Source organism: Pectinatus frisingensis, from assembly GCF_015732285.1.
GTDB classification, from domain to species: domain Bacteria; phylum Bacillota; class Negativicutes; order Selenomonadales; family Selenomonadaceae; genus Pectinatus; species Pectinatus frisingensis.
Map to the genome: position 1 here is coordinate 23,758 of NZ_WIQU01000013.1, position 16,890 is coordinate 40,647.

General features: G+C 37.0%; 11 protein-coding genes. All 11 read left to right on the top strand.

Annotated elements, in window-relative coordinates:
* Positions 1–14 precede the first annotated feature (14 nt).
* A complete protein-coding gene (locus I6751_RS01195; RefSeq protein WP_196598959.1) occupies positions 15–3,389 on the top strand; it encodes an SNF2-related protein in 3,375 nt (1,124 codons plus the stop codon).
* Positions 3,389–5,806, top strand: a complete 2,418-nt coding sequence (locus tag I6751_RS01200) for a DEAD/DEAH box helicase (protein ID WP_196598960.1) — start codon at positions 3,389–3,391, stop codon at positions 5,804–5,806. Before I6751_RS01195 ends, I6751_RS01200 begins: the two co-directional genes overlap by 1 nt.
* 14 nt (positions 5,807–5,820) lie before the next feature.
* Positions 5,821–6,609, top strand: a complete 789-nt coding sequence (locus tag I6751_RS01205; RefSeq protein WP_196598961.1) for a hypothetical protein — start codon at positions 5,821–5,823, stop codon at positions 6,607–6,609.
* Complete coding sequence (locus I6751_RS01210) at positions 6,606–9,713, top strand: ATP-binding protein (RefSeq protein WP_196598962.1); 3,108 nt, start codon at positions 6,606–6,608, stop codon at positions 9,711–9,713. Before I6751_RS01205 ends, I6751_RS01210 begins: the two co-directional genes overlap by 4 nt.
* A gap of 1 nt (position 9,714) precedes the next feature.
* Positions 9,715–10,395, top strand: a complete 681-nt coding sequence (locus I6751_RS01215) for a hypothetical protein (protein ID WP_196598963.1) — start codon at positions 9,715–9,717, stop codon at positions 10,393–10,395.
* 77 nt (positions 10,396–10,472) lie between these two features.
* Positions 10,473–11,546 carry a DNA sulfur modification protein DndB gene (gene dndB / locus I6751_RS01220; protein WP_196598964.1) on the top strand — a complete coding sequence of 358 codons (1,074 nt, stop codon included), beginning with the start codon at positions 10,473–10,475 and terminating at the stop codon, positions 11,544–11,546.
* Between the two features lie 4 nt (positions 11,547–11,550).
* Complete coding sequence (gene dndC / locus I6751_RS01225; protein WP_196598965.1) at positions 11,551–13,092, top strand: DNA phosphorothioation system sulfurtransferase DndC; 1,542 nt, start codon at positions 11,551–11,553, stop codon at positions 13,090–13,092.
* Positions 13,064–15,013, top strand: a complete 1,950-nt coding sequence (gene dndD / locus I6751_RS01230; RefSeq protein WP_196598966.1) for a DNA sulfur modification protein DndD — start codon at positions 13,064–13,066, stop codon at positions 15,011–15,013. Before dndC ends, dndD begins: the two co-directional genes overlap by 29 nt.
* A 17-nt stretch (positions 15,014–15,030) precedes the next feature.
* Positions 15,031–15,387 (top strand): DNA sulfur modification protein DndE, encoded by a 357-nt coding sequence (gene dndE / locus I6751_RS01235; protein ID WP_231038018.1) that lies wholly within the window; start codon positions 15,031–15,033, stop codon positions 15,385–15,387.
* A 1-nt stretch (position 15,388) separates the two neighbouring features.
* Positions 15,389–16,543: a cysteine desulfurase family protein gene (locus I6751_RS01240; RefSeq protein WP_196598968.1), complete on the top strand. Its 1,155-nt coding sequence runs from the start codon at positions 15,389–15,391 to the stop codon at positions 16,541–16,543.
* A gap of 15 nt (positions 16,544–16,558) precedes the next feature.
* Entirely contained in the window at positions 16,559–16,690 is a 132-nt protein-coding gene (locus I6751_RS13970; protein WP_269140825.1) for a hypothetical protein, read from the top strand.
* Positions 16,691–16,890: the final 200 nt, after the last annotated feature.

Sequence of the window (16,890 nt, forward strand, 5' to 3'; positions counted from 1 at the left end):
AGGAGAGATGGAACATGCTCAAAGAGGGAATGTATGTAAGATGCCCTATTGACAGGGAATATCCGGATAATCCAAGACTATTTGCTACAGGTAAAGTGGTCAGTGTAGATGAGTTTAATGAATGCGCACATATAAAATTCTATGACCCATTTGGTTATAAAAAATATTTCGAATATATTCCAGACGATGTTGAAGAAGCTCCTTTGGAAATGCTTGACCATTGTCACTTATTTAAGGGAGCAGTTGTAAAGTATGGTCGTAGAGAAGCAACGATCATTGAATATAAAACGCAGAAAGATGAGCTTGCAGAGTATTATCTTCAAACTAATGATACCAAAGAGTTCATACATGTTGATGAAACACAGATAACAGCGTCATTCTTCGCTGGAAGCGCTAATCCTGAGCATCAGCTTCAGAATTATGAATTTCAAAATCCTTGTTGGTATTTGGGCCGTCAGATCGTTAAAGAAACGATGAATGTCCTTGATAATTCCATGTTTGGTTTCAAGGATTTAGCAGGATGCAAGATCTATTTAAAAGCATTTCAGTTGAATACAATTATGCAGTGCCTTCAAAGTGAACGTTGCAGATATATGCTTGCGGACGAAGTTGGTCTTGGGAAAACCATTGAGGCATGTTCCGTATTAAAAATCTATTTAAGTAATAAAGCTGAGAGAAAAGTGCTTATAACAGTTCCACGTGTATTAGTCGCACAGTGGAGAACTGAACTGCTTTTCAAGTTTGGTATTATTGAAGGTGAGAATGAAAACGGGAACAATGTTCAACTAATCGCAGTAGAAGATATTTCTGAAAAAATTGAACAGCAGAAGTGGGATTTTGTTGTAGTAGATGAGGTTCATAATTACTTAAATAGGGATCAGGCGTATAAGAAGGTTCATAAGCTTAGCACTAATGCGGAAAACATTATTCTTCTAAGCGCAACTCCAATTCAGCAGCGTCAAAGTGAGTATTTGTCACTGCTGAGGCTAATTCTTCCAGACAAGTATGATCTTGTCACATTGGAAGATTTTTTTGTACTTGTTGAAAAGCAAAATAAGATATCAAGGCTGACACATGAGTTACTTGATGAAGTAGATAGTTTTAAAAATGAGATTTTGCCTGAGGTAGAGGGTGATGATCCTCATGAAGATGAGGATGTCCAGGATGGCTTAGAGGAAATTGAAGACAACCTGGATAGCCTTGGTAGTATAGTTGATGATCCTAAATTATCAGAAATGATAGAGGCAGTAGATACTTCAGCGGAAGACTTTGGAATTTATTCGATTCAAGTAATCATTTCATATATTTGCGATAACTATCAGATTGAACGCAATATTATTCGTGGTAGAAGAGCAGTTCTTGGAGTGTATCCAAGCGATCCAGATGGTGAATTTTCTGAACGTAAGTTGGAGGAAGTAATATACACAATCGATGAAGAAAATACATATTATGAGAACGAAGCATATAGAACACTCACGGAGTGGATTGTAACACAGCAATCGAGTTTAGGTGGCAAAAGAATAACTAGTGAGATACAGCCGCTTCTGGAGGCTTTCTTCAGTTCGCCCTGGGCGTATGTGGCAAGATTGGAAGTGGTCCAAAAACATGATGATTCGATTCCTGAGAACGTACTTAAAAGTGCTAAAAGATGGTTAGAGGATGAAGATGAAGTTTATCATGATTTAGCGAATGCAATGGATAATGTGGATGCGCATCCATCAAGACTATTGAAACTTATTGATTTTATTGACACGGAGCTTTTTGGGAAAAAGACAGTAATCTTTACTGATCAACCAGAAACTTTTGAAGTTTTCTGCAAAACACTTCAGTCAGCCTTTGGCGATGAGGTGACTTGTTTTGGGGCAAGTATAGACAAGGCAGAGAATGAGATTAATATATATCGATTCCAGTCTGAGCCAGATTGTAAGATTCTTATTTGCGATAAGACTGGTGGTGAAGGCCGAAACTTGCAAATTGCTGATTATGTTGTTCATATCGATTTACCATGGAATATTAATACCATTGAACAAAGAATCGGTAGATTAGATAGAATGGGCCGAGATGTTGAAAAGCCGGTTACATCTGTAGTAATTCATTCTCTTAACAGTTATGAAGATCAATTGTTCAAATTATGGAATGAAGGACTAAATGTATTCAGTCAGTCATTAAGTGGACTTGAAATTATTATGAACGACATAAATCAGAAAATAGTCGAGTCTATAAATAATGACTTTGAATATGGATTATATAGGCTTGTTCCGGAACTTATAGAAGAGTCAAATTCAATGCGTGAAAGTGTGCATAAAGAACAGATCTTTGACACAGCAGCTCTTCGGTTTAAGCCGCTGTATATACAGTTAAAGAAATTGCTATCCAGTTATCAGTTTAATGAAAATAAGCTTTTTGCAAATACGATGATGAGTTGGGCATCTTTGGCGGGATTTGGCGCATTGAGCCATGGTGGAGAAAACGATTTAGTGTCATTCGATGAGCATAACTTCTCAATCAGATCGGCGCAAAATTCATTTTTGATTCCGCCGAACTGGGATCGTTATATGTCCAAAAAACAAAATGAGGTTGCAATTCGCGTTCAGCGAGTTCTTGAAGAACGAACTGAGAAAAATACAACGCATTCTGATCGTATGATTAAAGGATCTTTCGACCGAGATACGGCTATTAAGAATGACTACATTCATTTCTATGCTCCGGGCGATGAAATATTTGATTGTATTGTGGATAATGCAATGCATTCCTATCGTGGAATGTGTACAGCGGTTGCAGCGCAATCGAGTGTTGATTGGAAAGGATTTGTTTATACGTATTCGATTGAGCCAAATGAAAGAGCACTGATTGAACAAGGTGTCTCATTATTTGCTTTAGGACAATTTAGGCAGTATCTTTCTAGCTCTCTTCAGGTTGTTCCTGTAGCCTTTACAGTATATTCTGAAGTGCCTGAGAAGACAGTAATATCGGAACATAGGAGAATATGTAAGCTTGGTTACTTTAATAAATCTAATGATATTGATCATCTTGGCAGGCGAGGCTTGTCAGATGGCCTGTTACATATTTCGAGACGTTTTAGTGCAAGTAACCTTGAATGGTTTAAGGCTCAGTATGATGAAGAACATTGGAAAAAAATGGTTAAGAAGAGCAGGGGAATAGCTTCTAAGAAAGCCAGAATGAGATTTGATAAAGATTCTGATTTAGAAGGCGCTCGTGAAATGATTGATCAGATCATGTCGACCAAAGAGTCAAGAGAACGATATTTTGGGATATCTACTGATGAGTCTATCGAGGATCTAAAACGACAGTATGAGCTCATTTATGAGAGCTTGGAAAACCCAATTGTTAGGTTAGAGGCAGCTTGCTTCATGTGGTTGGTAAAGTGATGAATAAAAAAGATATTGTAAAGCTTGTAGAAAATATCATAAACGATTCCACGAACAAGGATTTTCCATTAGAAGAATCTTTGGATTCATCAGTAGAATCATTTCTTTATAATGCGGCACGTAGGCTGATCAATACAAAGAAGGCTTTTATAAACAAGTCATGTGGTTATGCGGATTATATGGTTTCGTTACGCAATTTCCTAATTGCATTTCAAACTTCTATTGCAGTGACAAATGTGGATATCCCGAATGATAATCCTTTTGGAATATATAAAGACGCTACAAATGGGAATTTCTATGCCGCCTATGACATTCCTGAATTCGTTAAGCATCAGTCTTTTGTTAGAGATGCATTTATTGATGTTGGAACAGAAGAGCCTATTAATAAAACAAAATATCTTCTCAAAACAAATGCTTACGTGGAATCCATAATGGGATTTAAGTATTTTAAGTCACTAGAACAGAAACTATGTGTTTATGGAGGATTGAATACTCCATCAGGGTACACATCGTTGATTTCTATGCCTACGGGTGGAGGAAAAAGTCTTGTAACTCAAACCCTCGCGTATGAGAAAGAGGGGCTGACTATTGTAGTAGTGCCAACTGTTTCGCTTGCGATTGATCAGGAACGTGTTGGAAAAAAGAATATTAAGACATCTAAAGATAAAGAAATATTCTGTTATTACAGCGGTATAAAGAATTTTTCGGATATATCAAATGCAATACGAAGCAAAACAGCAAAGCTGCTTTTTATTTCACCAGAAGCGCTAATTAAAAATGAGCAGTTTCAGAAACTTATTAGTGAAGCTAATGAGAGAAAATATATAAAAAATCTTGTTATTGATGAGGCACATATCGTAGTTGCTTGGGGAGATTTTTTCAGAGTAGATTATCAATGCCTTAGTCCATGGCGAAATGAATTATTAAAGACGACACCAGAGATTCGTACATTTTTACTTTCGGCAACATTCCAAGATGATACAGTTAAGAATCTTAAAAGAATGTTTTCGGAAGACGAGAAGTGGCTAGAGATCCGGTGTGACTCTCTTCGTAAAGAACCGCATTTTATTTTCGAAAAAGTAAATAGTTATTCAGATAAAAAGAAAAAGGTCCTTACCCTGGTGAATATGCTTCCTAGACCAATGATTATTTACGTGAACGCGCCCTATGAAGCAAAGAAGTGGAAGGCGTTTCTGGAGTCAGAAGGATATGGAAATGTTCGAACTTTTACTGGAGAGACAAAATCTGCTGAACGAAATGAACTGATTGAGCAATGGTCAAATAATGAATACGAGTTGATGGTCGCAACATCGGCTTTTGGTGTCGGGGTAGATAAACCAGATGTAAGATCGGTCATTCACTTATATGTGCCAGAAAGCCCTGATTCATATTATCAAGAGTTAGGACGAGGTGGTCGTGATGGATTGAACTGTTTAAGTGTTATGTGCGTATCGGATGAGGATATTAGCTCTGCCACAGATCATTTAAGTAAGGTTCTGACAACTCCTAAGTTATGGGGGAGATGGTGGAGCATGCTGCATAACCCGGTAAATCAGTGGCTGGGTGATCGTATTGCAATCATGGCTTCCACAAAACCTAATTACAACAAGATTAATTATTTTGAAGAAGGAAATGACACTGATGAAAAGTGGAATATAAATGTTCTGCTGCTATTAAGTAGATATGAGTTGATTGATATTGTTGGATTGGATCTTGACCAAGGAAATCGATACATTTTTACGATTAAAGTTCGAAATGAATTAATCGTCCAGGAGAATGATCAATCATATAAGTTGTTTGATGAAATTCGTGAAATGGAATCCAATAAGGCTTTGAGAGGATTTTCTTTAATGAATGAAGCCATTGAGAAAAATGAAAGACTTTGTTGGTCCGGAATGTTTTATGAAACATATCCACTTGTATCAGAGCATTGTTCCGGATGTAACGCGCATGAAACTGTGAAGGCTGATGAGATAAACAGATTTCCACTCCTTATTAGTGTTACTGGACCAGAGAAGGAAATCTCGGCAGAGATTGCAGAATTTTTCTCAGATACAAACGAAGCGTTAATCATAACAACAGATAAGCTTAGCGATGTTTTAGAGAACTATAATCCGGATGTGGTTGTATGTGACGACGAGGAGAGATTAGAAAGGACAAGTAATCCAGAAATTAATATGATGAACTACGCTGAATTTAAGGATTTACAGGCGAGAGATAATGGTTTTTACATTTCAGGGTTAATAATGGCTGTATATAGTGCTGACGATGAACTCGCAAGGAAGCAATATCAAATTATATACAGGGCATTAAATAAATACAAACATGTTATTCACGTATCAGACCGAGATTTCTGCGTAGCAACATCGAGTGGAAAGCATTTATCAGATCTGGTTAGTGGAACTGTTATTAGATAGGGCGGCGATAGTAAATGTTTACTGGAAATATGGTTACTGAAGCAATACCTGCCAGAGTATTTTCTTTATACAAAATAGTAACTAGTAGAAAAGAGATAACCCGAGCTGAAATTCAATCCATGATGGAGCCGGCTGAGATATATGAAGGTACGTCTTATTTCTCAGCTATATTCAAGGCTGCATCAGAATTAAGAATAATTGATACACAGGATAATTTAGTTGTACCTCTTGTATCAAAGGAAGAAATGAGGGATATCGAAGATTTCAGGCATTTTGCAATATCCAAGTTGAACACATTTGAAGATGAACAGTTTTTTCAAGTGACGAATGTTATTTTTAATATGAATGAGCAGATTTATAAGTATCCGCTGACAGATAATGCGTTACTGAATATTTTGTCCCAGCAAACAGGATCACAGATTACTGCTCCTATGATCAGAGGATGGCGTTTTTGGGCTCAGTTTCTCGGTTTTGGATATATGAATAATATGTCATTTTTGCCCAATGCCTATGTTTTCGTGAAAAATATATTAAGGCTGATGAACTTGGAGAAGAACAAAGAGTACAAAATAGATGATTTTATGCTTATGTTTGAACCATATGGAAAGATTATTAGTGGAAATCTTCAGCCGGAACGTAATATGAATATTGCGTTATCTAGTGCCTTAAGGGAGTTACACGACGATAAAGAAATCGAACTGAAATATCGAAGTGATGCTAAAAAACGCTGGATTTTATATCCGTCAATTGAACAGTTTAATGATCAGATTGCATCAATTGTGTATAAAGGGGTGAAGAAATGAATATAGAGGTTGCAAGACAACGATATAAGGATGTTTTTCTCCCTGATGTAATCGATAATTCGCAGGGAGACTTCTTGGCAAAGCATGTTCCGATGAAGAATCTATTGTTATTAGATCATGCTGAACCAAATGACAGCGATAAGAAGCAGCCGATGACAGAAGAAGCTATATATGAGCAGGTTTTTTCAATTAAGGTCGATGATCAGTTTGTACTTGTAAAAGGAGCAAGTGGAGCAGGTAAGTCTCATCTTATCCGTTGGTTTGAATCCATGCTCCAGATTCTCAAACAAGATAATGAAATTGTCTTATATATTAGAAGAGCTGATAACACCTTAAAAGGTACGATAAAACAGTTGGTTGAATTGGATGAGATTAAAAGCCTGCCCAATCACGATCTGTACAAAAAATTAGCTTCAGCATCTACTACGATACCTGAACTTGAACTCAAGAATACCATTTATTACGCATTTATAAATCTGATAGAGAGTGATGATGGTAGAGGGGGAGAAGACGAAGAAAGGATAATTAGCAATGTCGATCGCAAACATCTGATTGCATTACTTCAGAACTCAACATTTAAGGATCGTCTAATGGATACCAACGGTCCAATTGATAGGATTTACAACAAAATTGCGGAGAATAAAACCTTCGAAATTAATGATCGAGCAGCTGAATTTGAGCCTGCGGATCTTGAAATTGATTCGGAATTCAGAACAGCATTGATCAACGAAGGAGCAGATGAGAAAGCAAGAAAAATTGCTGATAAAATGTTGGATAAAGAAGAGTATATAGCGAAACTTGTCGTATATATTAACAAGTTTCGTGAGCGTGTAGTCCAGCGTTGTACAGGCCTGGAACCTGGTGATTTAAGAACTGTAATTGAGGAAATCCGTCAAGAATTATACAAAGCAAATAAGACATTAACTATACTTATTGAAGATATTACTGCGGCATCAGGAGTCGACGATTCATTATTGGATGCTCTATTGACAAATAAACGAGGATATGGTGATAAAAAGCTTTGCAGAATCAACTCGATAGTTGGAGTTGCGGATGGTTATTATCGCGATAATTTCCGTACAAACACTAAAGGAAGAATAAAAAACTTTATTATTGTTCCTGATGAAATGTTTAATGGGGATACTGATGGATTAGTCGAATTTTTCGCTAGATACCTTAATACAGTTTCGTTAGATACTACGACTATTGAGTCTTGGCTGAAGGATAAGGCTTCTGCTGACAGATACCCTATTCATGAGGTTACGCTTGGCGCGGAATGGGATACATATAAACTAGGGGAAAACAGTATAAATCTTTTCCCTTTTACTAAGCATGCGATTATTTATCTTTATAGAAAGGAGGATGTTACTCAGAGAAATCCAAGAGCGATAATGAGAAATCTGATTGAACCATATGTGAAGGATTCAATTGAATCTCTGGATAGATATCCGATTAGAAGAACTACACTAGAAGGTATAGATCCTAAATTACAGAATAGAATATACAATCGTAGTGATCTTGAAGATGAAACAAAAATAAGATTGACCCAGTTTATGTATATTTGGGGGAATGGTACGGATGAGATTTATGAAGAAAACGGTATTCGCTATATAGCAGGTATTCCTGAACCGGTATATAAAGAATTGGGTTTACCTGTTATAGATGGAAAGACTGTTACTAAGCCACAGGAAACAAAAAAAGTGGAAAAGCTTGTACCAGATAAACCAGAAAAACATGCTGAATCAACTCACACTGAGAAAGAAAATGAGCAGGTTGCCATTGCGTTAAAAGAAGTAGATAAATGGATAGAAAATAAAGACTATAGATTAAGTATTGGCGCTACTACAAAGAATGTTAGGGCATTAAACGATGCAAGAAAGAATATAAACGACTTTTTGTATAGTGTCATCGATTGGACTACAGAGGGTGTTTCGATCGATGCTATGGTTAAGATTAAAGGAACAACATCAAAGTTCCTTGTGGCCTTTGAACGACAAACAATGAATAGTGATGCGGTAGTGTTACTTCCAGCATCTATTGAGTCTCGTAAAATAATAGAGGCATTTGTAAGGTGGAGTGGGGTAGGTAATAAATCTTGGGATTTTCCAAATGGAACAGATTACCTTTATAGGGTACAAAGGTGGACTGAAAGTATAAAACCCAAGATTGTTGAATCAATTCTTCATTACGATGATAAAACTGCAGAGTATTTTTCGTTTGCAACTGCAGCGGAATTTTACCGCCTTATTTTCAGTGGTAATTGCAAAAATTTCCAGAATCCAAATAATTTTGGCCCCGATTTATTGTTAAAGAAAAGAGAAACTCCAGACTTTAACAATGGTCATATTAAAGCATGGAACGATTTACTTAAGATAACTAGTGGTAGTGATGGCGAAGACGCAAGAAGCTGTGTGCTTCAGTACTATAATCTGCCACAGGGTACATCAATTACCTCAACGAATTACGAATTTGATTACATAGCATTTGTAAAGGCCGTGAAAAAAGTAACTAATACAGGCCTAGAATTCAAGGACTCGGAACTGCAGTTAGATGATCCGGTAAGAAAACGAAAGTTATATAGTGAATATCTTAAGAAAATTTTGGATCGCGTTCCAGTAGTTGTTGATGAGGAAACGAATGCTATTAGGGGAAAATTAGAGGTTATTGAAAAACTAATTGACCTCGATGATGTTGATGATGAGGACGATATTAAAGATATTGTTAAATCAATAAGAGCTTTCTATAACCGCGCTAATGATAGCCATATTAGGGCTGCTGTTCGAATGGATAATGCCTTGCTTTTATCATGCAGTAAGAATGCAGGCATGATATTTAGCGCTATAAAAAATGGAAAACAGGCGATGGAGTGTAGCAATGTTGTTGAATCACTTATTCGTTTGAGCAAGGATCCTTTGTTTGGATTAACGCCATTTGCAGATCTTCTTTCCAAAACAAGTCTTGATGTAGAAAGATCAAATCAAGAAATTGATAGCAGGATGAAGGCTACATCTGGAAATGATGGAGATGAATCAATGGAAGAGTATAAAGCAGAGAAGGCAGAATTAGCTGAATGCCGGGATATACTGGAGGAGGTGAGAAAATAATATGCTATTAGATGAGTTAAGTAGTACAGTAAAAAGACTTTCTCAACTCGATAAAAAAGAGACTGCAATTCAAGATGCAGAAAAGAAAGCAAAAAATGATAGTGATTATTCTACATTAACCTCAGACTTCCATGAATCTATGCGGAAGCTAAAATATGCACATGAAGAACTAGGATATTCTCTATCAGATGATACATTACAGCTTCTTGATGATAGCTTGTCGAAACTGCAGGAGACTATAGATGCTGGCGTGGTAGATGAAGATAAATTGTCAACTACAAAACAGCAGATTAATCGTAGACTTAATCCTGCACTTTCCAGGGAATGGAAAGATTTTTATGGAAAAAAGACAAATAGTGTAGTTGGAAAACTTGCAACAGTAGGAAGTTTAGCTCCAGATAAAAGTCACATAGATGCAATAAGGGAGAATATTTCTGACAGCGGTGATTGGAGTACTCTTTCTGATAAAGTCAATGCAACCACTACCAAAATTATGCGTTTTAAATATAGCATTGAGGAAGTGGATAAGATAGAAGAAGAGCTAAATCTAAATGACGATATTAAGCAATTCATTTCTCTTGTTACACGCGAAAAAGCAAAGATTACTGATCTTAATGAGGAAATACTATCTTGGATAAAGCAAGAAAATCTTGAGGATAAGTTCACAATCCGGTTTAGGTAGATTTCATTGACATAAAACCATCACGAGGATATACTTAAGTAGGTACTTAAGTATATCTTTTTTGTATGGAGAATAAGATGAATTATGTGTATAAGTTCCCTGTAGTAAAGGGAGTTCAGGCTGATAAAGAGTATTATATTGCAATGGTTCCATTAAAAATGCTGCCAAAGCTTTTCCTGGCTTCGGAAGAAGAATACATTCCACCGGAATATAGGGCACAGCGCAAGATTAATGAATCTCGTATACCGGTTATAAGTAAATATATTTTGGATAATCGGGATAGCTATGTATTCTCGGCACTAGCTGCATCCATTGATGGACAGTATTCATTTATTCCATATGAAAAATCCTCTGTACTTGGAATATTAGAGGTGGAGATGGATGCGAAGTTCCTAATAAATGATGGACAGCATCGAAAGTCTGCGATTTTGGAAGCGCTCAAGGAAGATGAGACTTTAGGAGACGAGACAATTTCAATAGTTTTCTATGCGGATAAAGGTCTTGCTCGCAGTCAGCAGATTTTTACTGATTTGAACAAAAATGCGGTTAAGACATCAAATTCGATTGCGGAACTTTATGATTCAAGAGATGAAATGGCGGTCATTACCAGAAAGGTAGTTCACAATATTGAGTTCTTGGATACATATACAGACAAAGAAAAAGATATTCTTGGAAAGTATTCCTCAAGTCTTTTTACTCTTAATACATTTTATGTAACTAATAAGACGATTATAGGAAGGAATTCCATTGCAGAGTCAGAATGCTTTCTTAATTCATATTGGGAAGCAGTAGTTAGGAATATGCGACAGTGGGAGGAACTTCAGAACCACGAGATAACAAAGGTTGATCTGCGTGAGGGGTATATTGCAACACAGAGTATTGTTATTCAGGCTTTGGGGAGAATTGGAAATTGCTATTTTACAGGAGATGCTTCAAAAATGGATGAAGATCTCAAAAAACTTCGGGATATAAATTGGAGTAGAAGCGCAAAACAATGGGTTATGAGAGCCGTTGGTAAGAATGGACGGATTATAACAAATAAAAAGGCTGCAATGTTGATTGCAAATGTACTCAAACAGCAAATTGGAATTCCACTTTCTGCAGATGAAGAAGCAGCAGAACGAAATTTGAGAAAAGAAATAGAAGGATAAGATAATGAGCATTTCAAAAGAATTAATTGAAGGAATGATGGAGATTGTAAGGAATTTATACCTGGCAGATGACATTCCGTGGGTGATTGGATACTCAGGAGGAAAAGATAGTACAGCAATATTACAGCTTGTCTGGCTTGCACTTGAAGGACTTCCTGAGAATAAAAGGAATAAGACAGTACATGTGATTAATACAGATACGATGGTTGAATCGCCTGTAATATCGCAGTGGGTGCAGAATTCTTTTAAGGTAATGAACGAGACATCTAGAGAAAAGAAGTTACCATTCGTAATGCATCGCTTAACTCCAGAATATGACAATACATTTTGGGTGAATTTAATTGGCAAAGGGTATCCTTTTCCGAGACTGAAGTATAGATGGTGTACGGATCGATTGAAGATTCAGCCAGTAAATAATTTCATAAAGAATAAAATTGCGGAGCATGGAGAGATTATCCTCGTTATTGGAACACGTAAAGCTGAAAGTTCTCGTAGGGCTAGGACTATGGCCTACTACGAGAAAAAAAGAGTTAGAGAGCTTCTTAGCCCTAATCCGACCTTAGCAAATGAACTCGTATTTTCTCCATTGGAAGATTGGACAGATGATGATGTCTGGGTGTTCCTGATGCAGTATAAAAATCCATGGGGTTTATCCAATATGGATCTCTTAACCTTATATAGAGGCGCAACGGCAGATAATGAGTGTCCATTAATGGTTGAAAAAAATTTACCGTCATGTGGCAAGAGTCGATTTGGATGCTGGGTTTGTACAATGGTAGAGAAAGACAAATCCATGGAAGCTATGATTGCTAACGATGAAGAAAAAGCATGGATGATACAGCTCCTTGATTTTCGAAATGAATTTGGTAATGAGGATGGGGATCGTGAGCGAAGAAGCTTCCGGAGAATGAATGGAAAGATTCAAGGCAGTTATCATCAGCTCTATCATGGTCCTTATAAAAAGGAAGTTAGAGAACATTGGCTTGAGCGGTTACTTGAAATTCAGAAAAACATTCAGCTTAATGGACCAGAAGAATTCAGGGACTTCGAGATTATAACCTTACCTGAAATGCGAAATATTAGAAGAATATGGGTATTTGATAAGCATGAGTTTGATGATTCAGTGCCTACCATATATGAGAGGGCCATTGGTAAGGCGTTTGATGATCCAGAGTGGATGAACTCAGAATCATTTGGTGCTCAGGAGTGGGATATTCTTAAGGAAGTATGTAAGGAATCAGCACCGGACGAAGAACTCGCATTTGAACTGATGTATTCTCTTGTAGATATAGAGAATCGTGCGAGCAGTATGAATGAGAGAAAAGGAATACTTGATTCTCTAGAGGATTCAATAAAATCAAATTATTACCAGAATGAAGAAGATGCAACGCAGTTCTATTCTGAAAAAATAAATAGAAAGAAAGACATGGGCGGCAAATATGATGAGAGATTTCTTTATGAGCTGCATGAGAAACTTGCAGAGTACTACGTCGATGAAGATGAGAAGGATTTAATAAATGATAATCAAACGACTGACAATGCATAACTTTGGAGTCTATGCAGGAACAAACGAATTTAATTTTGAAGGTCAGAAGCCAATTGTACTAATTGGTGGTCTTAATGGTAGAGGTAAAACGACATTCCTTGAGGCGGTACTTTTATCCTTATACGGTTCAAATTCCTTTGCGTATCAAGAAAGTACATATAAATCCTATGGTCAGTACTTGCGTTCATTTGTTAATAGAAATGATTGTTCAAAGCAGTGCTATATAGAGTTGGAATTTCAGATGAATACTAATGATTCTGAGGTCTATCTTATTCATAGAGAATGGGATGCACTAGGCCAGCGCACTAAAGAGAGTATCGCAGTAAAAAAGGACGGGAAATATAGTGAGTTTTTAACAAACAACTGGCCAATGTTTATTGAAAACTTATTACCAAGTGCACTTTCCAATTTTTTCTTTTTTGATGGAGAGAAGATAGCAGAACTTGTAGTTGATGATACGGACGAGCAAATGAAAAACTCTATCCGTGCGATGCTTGGGCTAAACACACTTGATGTGTTGAATAACGATCTGAAAAGAATAATAAATAAGCTCACAAAGAAGGCCAGCAATAATGCGGATATTAAGCACGTTGACTCGTTAAGAGATCAAAAAGAAGCTGCTGAAAAGAAATTAGCTACGATTGATGAAGAACTTTTATCTATGACATCAGAGCTAAATGATGTTGTGGCAGAGCTCGAAAAGGCACGTGTAGATTATACAGCTATGGGTGGTGGAGCAATTGAGCAGCGCCAAGAAATGCTTAAGAAAAAAGCAACGATCATGACTTTGATCGAAAAAGGAAATGAGCAGATGATCAATCTCGCCGCATCAGAATTACCACTCACACTAGTATATGGTTTGATCCGGAAGATTAATGAGCAGTCTTTTGATGAATCCGATAAGAAAATATCTCTTGAAGCAGCAAAAACTGCACAGAGAATTTATCAAGAATACGATCAGAAGAAGCATTCCAATTCAATTGATGGATTCTTAAAGTATATGGAAAAGGTCCTTCAGGATAATGATACTGAAATGATATACAACTTATCTGACAGCACTATGTATCAGGTTGAAGATTTAGTTTCACTTAGATTTACTGATGCAAAAGATAAACTGGCGAATCTTCTTGATGAACAAGACAAGATCCAGAAGGAAGCAGATCAAATAGAAAGCTATCTGTCTGTAGACATTAATGAGAAGAGTATTCAAGAAGCTTACAAGAAGATCAAGAAACTGGAACAAAAGAAAATAGATTGTGAAGTTAAGATTAGTTCATTAGAGGAAAGAAGAAAATCGGCAAACGGTGAGGCAATCAGAACTGGAGCAGAGTTTAAAAAGGCTGTTGAAAAAATGCTTGGAACTCTTGAAGCAGCAGATGATGCCGAAAGAGAAATAAAGTATGCACATCTGGCGCAAAATCTTCTGGCACAGTATGCAACCAGGTTACAGTTAAAGAAGGTTAATCAGCTTGCTACAACGATAACGGAGTGCTATAGGCTTTTGGCCAACAAGAAGACCCTGATTGATCACATTGAGATGGATTCCACGGATCTTTCTCTTATGTATCTGGATAAAAATGTTACAAGTGTTCCAAAGGAGAAACTTTCAGCAGGTGAAAAGCAGTTAATGGTCATCTCTATACTTTGGGCACTTGCAAAATGTTCCAAAAAGAAACTGCCAGTTATTATTGATACTCCATTGTCCAGATTGGATTCGGCACACAGAAAATCACTTATCACTACGTATTTTCCTAATGCGAGCGAGCAGACGATTATACTTTCTACAGATACAGAGATTGATGATAGATACTACAAGCTTATGAAGAAGGATGTCGGTGACGAATTCTATCTGAATTATAATGAAAATACCAAAAGTACCTCCATTGAAAAAGGTTATTTTAAGGTGGCAAAGCTGGCATGATAATAAAACAGATTAGATTGTCTCAACAATCAAAGGAAAAGTTGTCACGTCTTAAGGGAAAGACTGGAATCAAGAATTGGAATGTTTTATGTAGATGGGCATTGTGTTATTCCCTCAGCGAAAAAACATTGCCAACAGATATCCCTATTACAGCAGATAGCAATCTTGAGATGTCTTGGTACACTTTCGGGGGAGAATATGGTGAGGTCTATGAGGCACTAATGAAAGCATGGTGTATCGAAATGGGGCTTCCCACAGATGATCGTACAATCGAAAAATATTTTATGCTTAACCTTGAACGAGGAATAGCGCATTTGTGTGGTACAGGATTCATCAAGAATATTCAAGATTTATTGAAACTAGCGGAGGAATAAGATGAGCGTATATCTTGACTATAATGCTACAACGCCAATAGATCCTCGTGTGCTTGATGCCATGATTGATGCTTATCAGAACACACCGGGTAATGCAGATAGCCGAACACATGATTTTGGAGATTCAGCGCGAAAAAAAGTTGAAGCTGGCCGTAAACAAGTTGCGGATTTGATCGGTGTTTCTTCAGACGAGGTATTTTTCACCAGTGGTGCAACAGAAAGCAATAATATTGCTATTCAGGGGCTGTTAGACTATGCCCAAACAAGCGGGAAGAAGCATATTATAACGACAGCCATTGAGCATAAGGCTGTCTTGAATACGGCTAAATATTTATCTGAGAAAAAGGCATTTAAGGTCGATTTTGTCAATCCGGATCAATCTGGAAGAATATCGGCTGAAGAAGTAATAAGTCTGGTACGTGAGGACACATTACTCGTATCAGTAATGCATGTGAACAATGAGACCGGAATTATACAACCGGTAAAGGAAATTGGCGAACGTTTATCGGATATTGGAGTCCTGTTTCACATTGACGCCACTCAGAGTTGCGGAAAATTGATCGATGAACTTCGAACACTGAAGTACGAAATGCTTTCATTTAGCGCTCATAAATTCAGAGGACCACAAGGCATAGGTGCGCTGATTCTGAGGAGAAAGAACTATAAGTTACCGCCGGTGACGAATGTTTATTATGGAGGTCATCAAGAAAATGGAATCCGACCTGGAACGACTCCGGTTGCTTTAGTTGTGGGTATGGGAAAAGCTTGTGAGATCGCAGTCTCTGAAAATATAGAGAATGAGCAGAAGAATAAAGCAATTAAGGAAGAGATAATTAGACTGCTTGTTGAGTCTGGAGTGAAATATGAACTCAATGGAGATCAGGATTATTGCGTTGATAGTACAATCAATATCTGCTTTGATGACGTTTCATCAGAAGCACTGATGCTTTTGACAAAACAGCTTTGTGCATTATCTAACGGCTCTGCTTGTACATCAAAGAGCTATGATCCTAGTTATGTTCTTGCTGCAATGGGAATTCCTACTGAGAAAATTGAGAACTCTGTCCGTGTAAGTTGGGGACCTGGAGTAGAAGAAAAAGACGTTGTTAATAATTTTGCAAGCTTACTTGAGATGACAAAAAGTCTAGCTATATAAATTGGATGGTGAAGTATGGAGATTGAACATTTACGAATAGACCCAATATATGAAAATAAACTTGATATGAGGAGTTTTGCTCATAGGCTTTGGCTTGGAGGAAAACAGTTGATGATTCTGGAACAGGAACAAATTACAGAGGAATGATTTTATATGATCTTAGTGGGTTGGAACTAACTTGTCTGTCGGTTCTAGTACATAATAAGAAAGTATTAGAATTATCATCTAATGGAAACGAACTATTTGGTACATCATGGAGTAAAAATTAGCAGTAGAAAATATGATTATTTAAGAGAAAGAAAAAAATCGTATAAATAAGCGTAAATGAATATTCCAAAGCCAAAAGG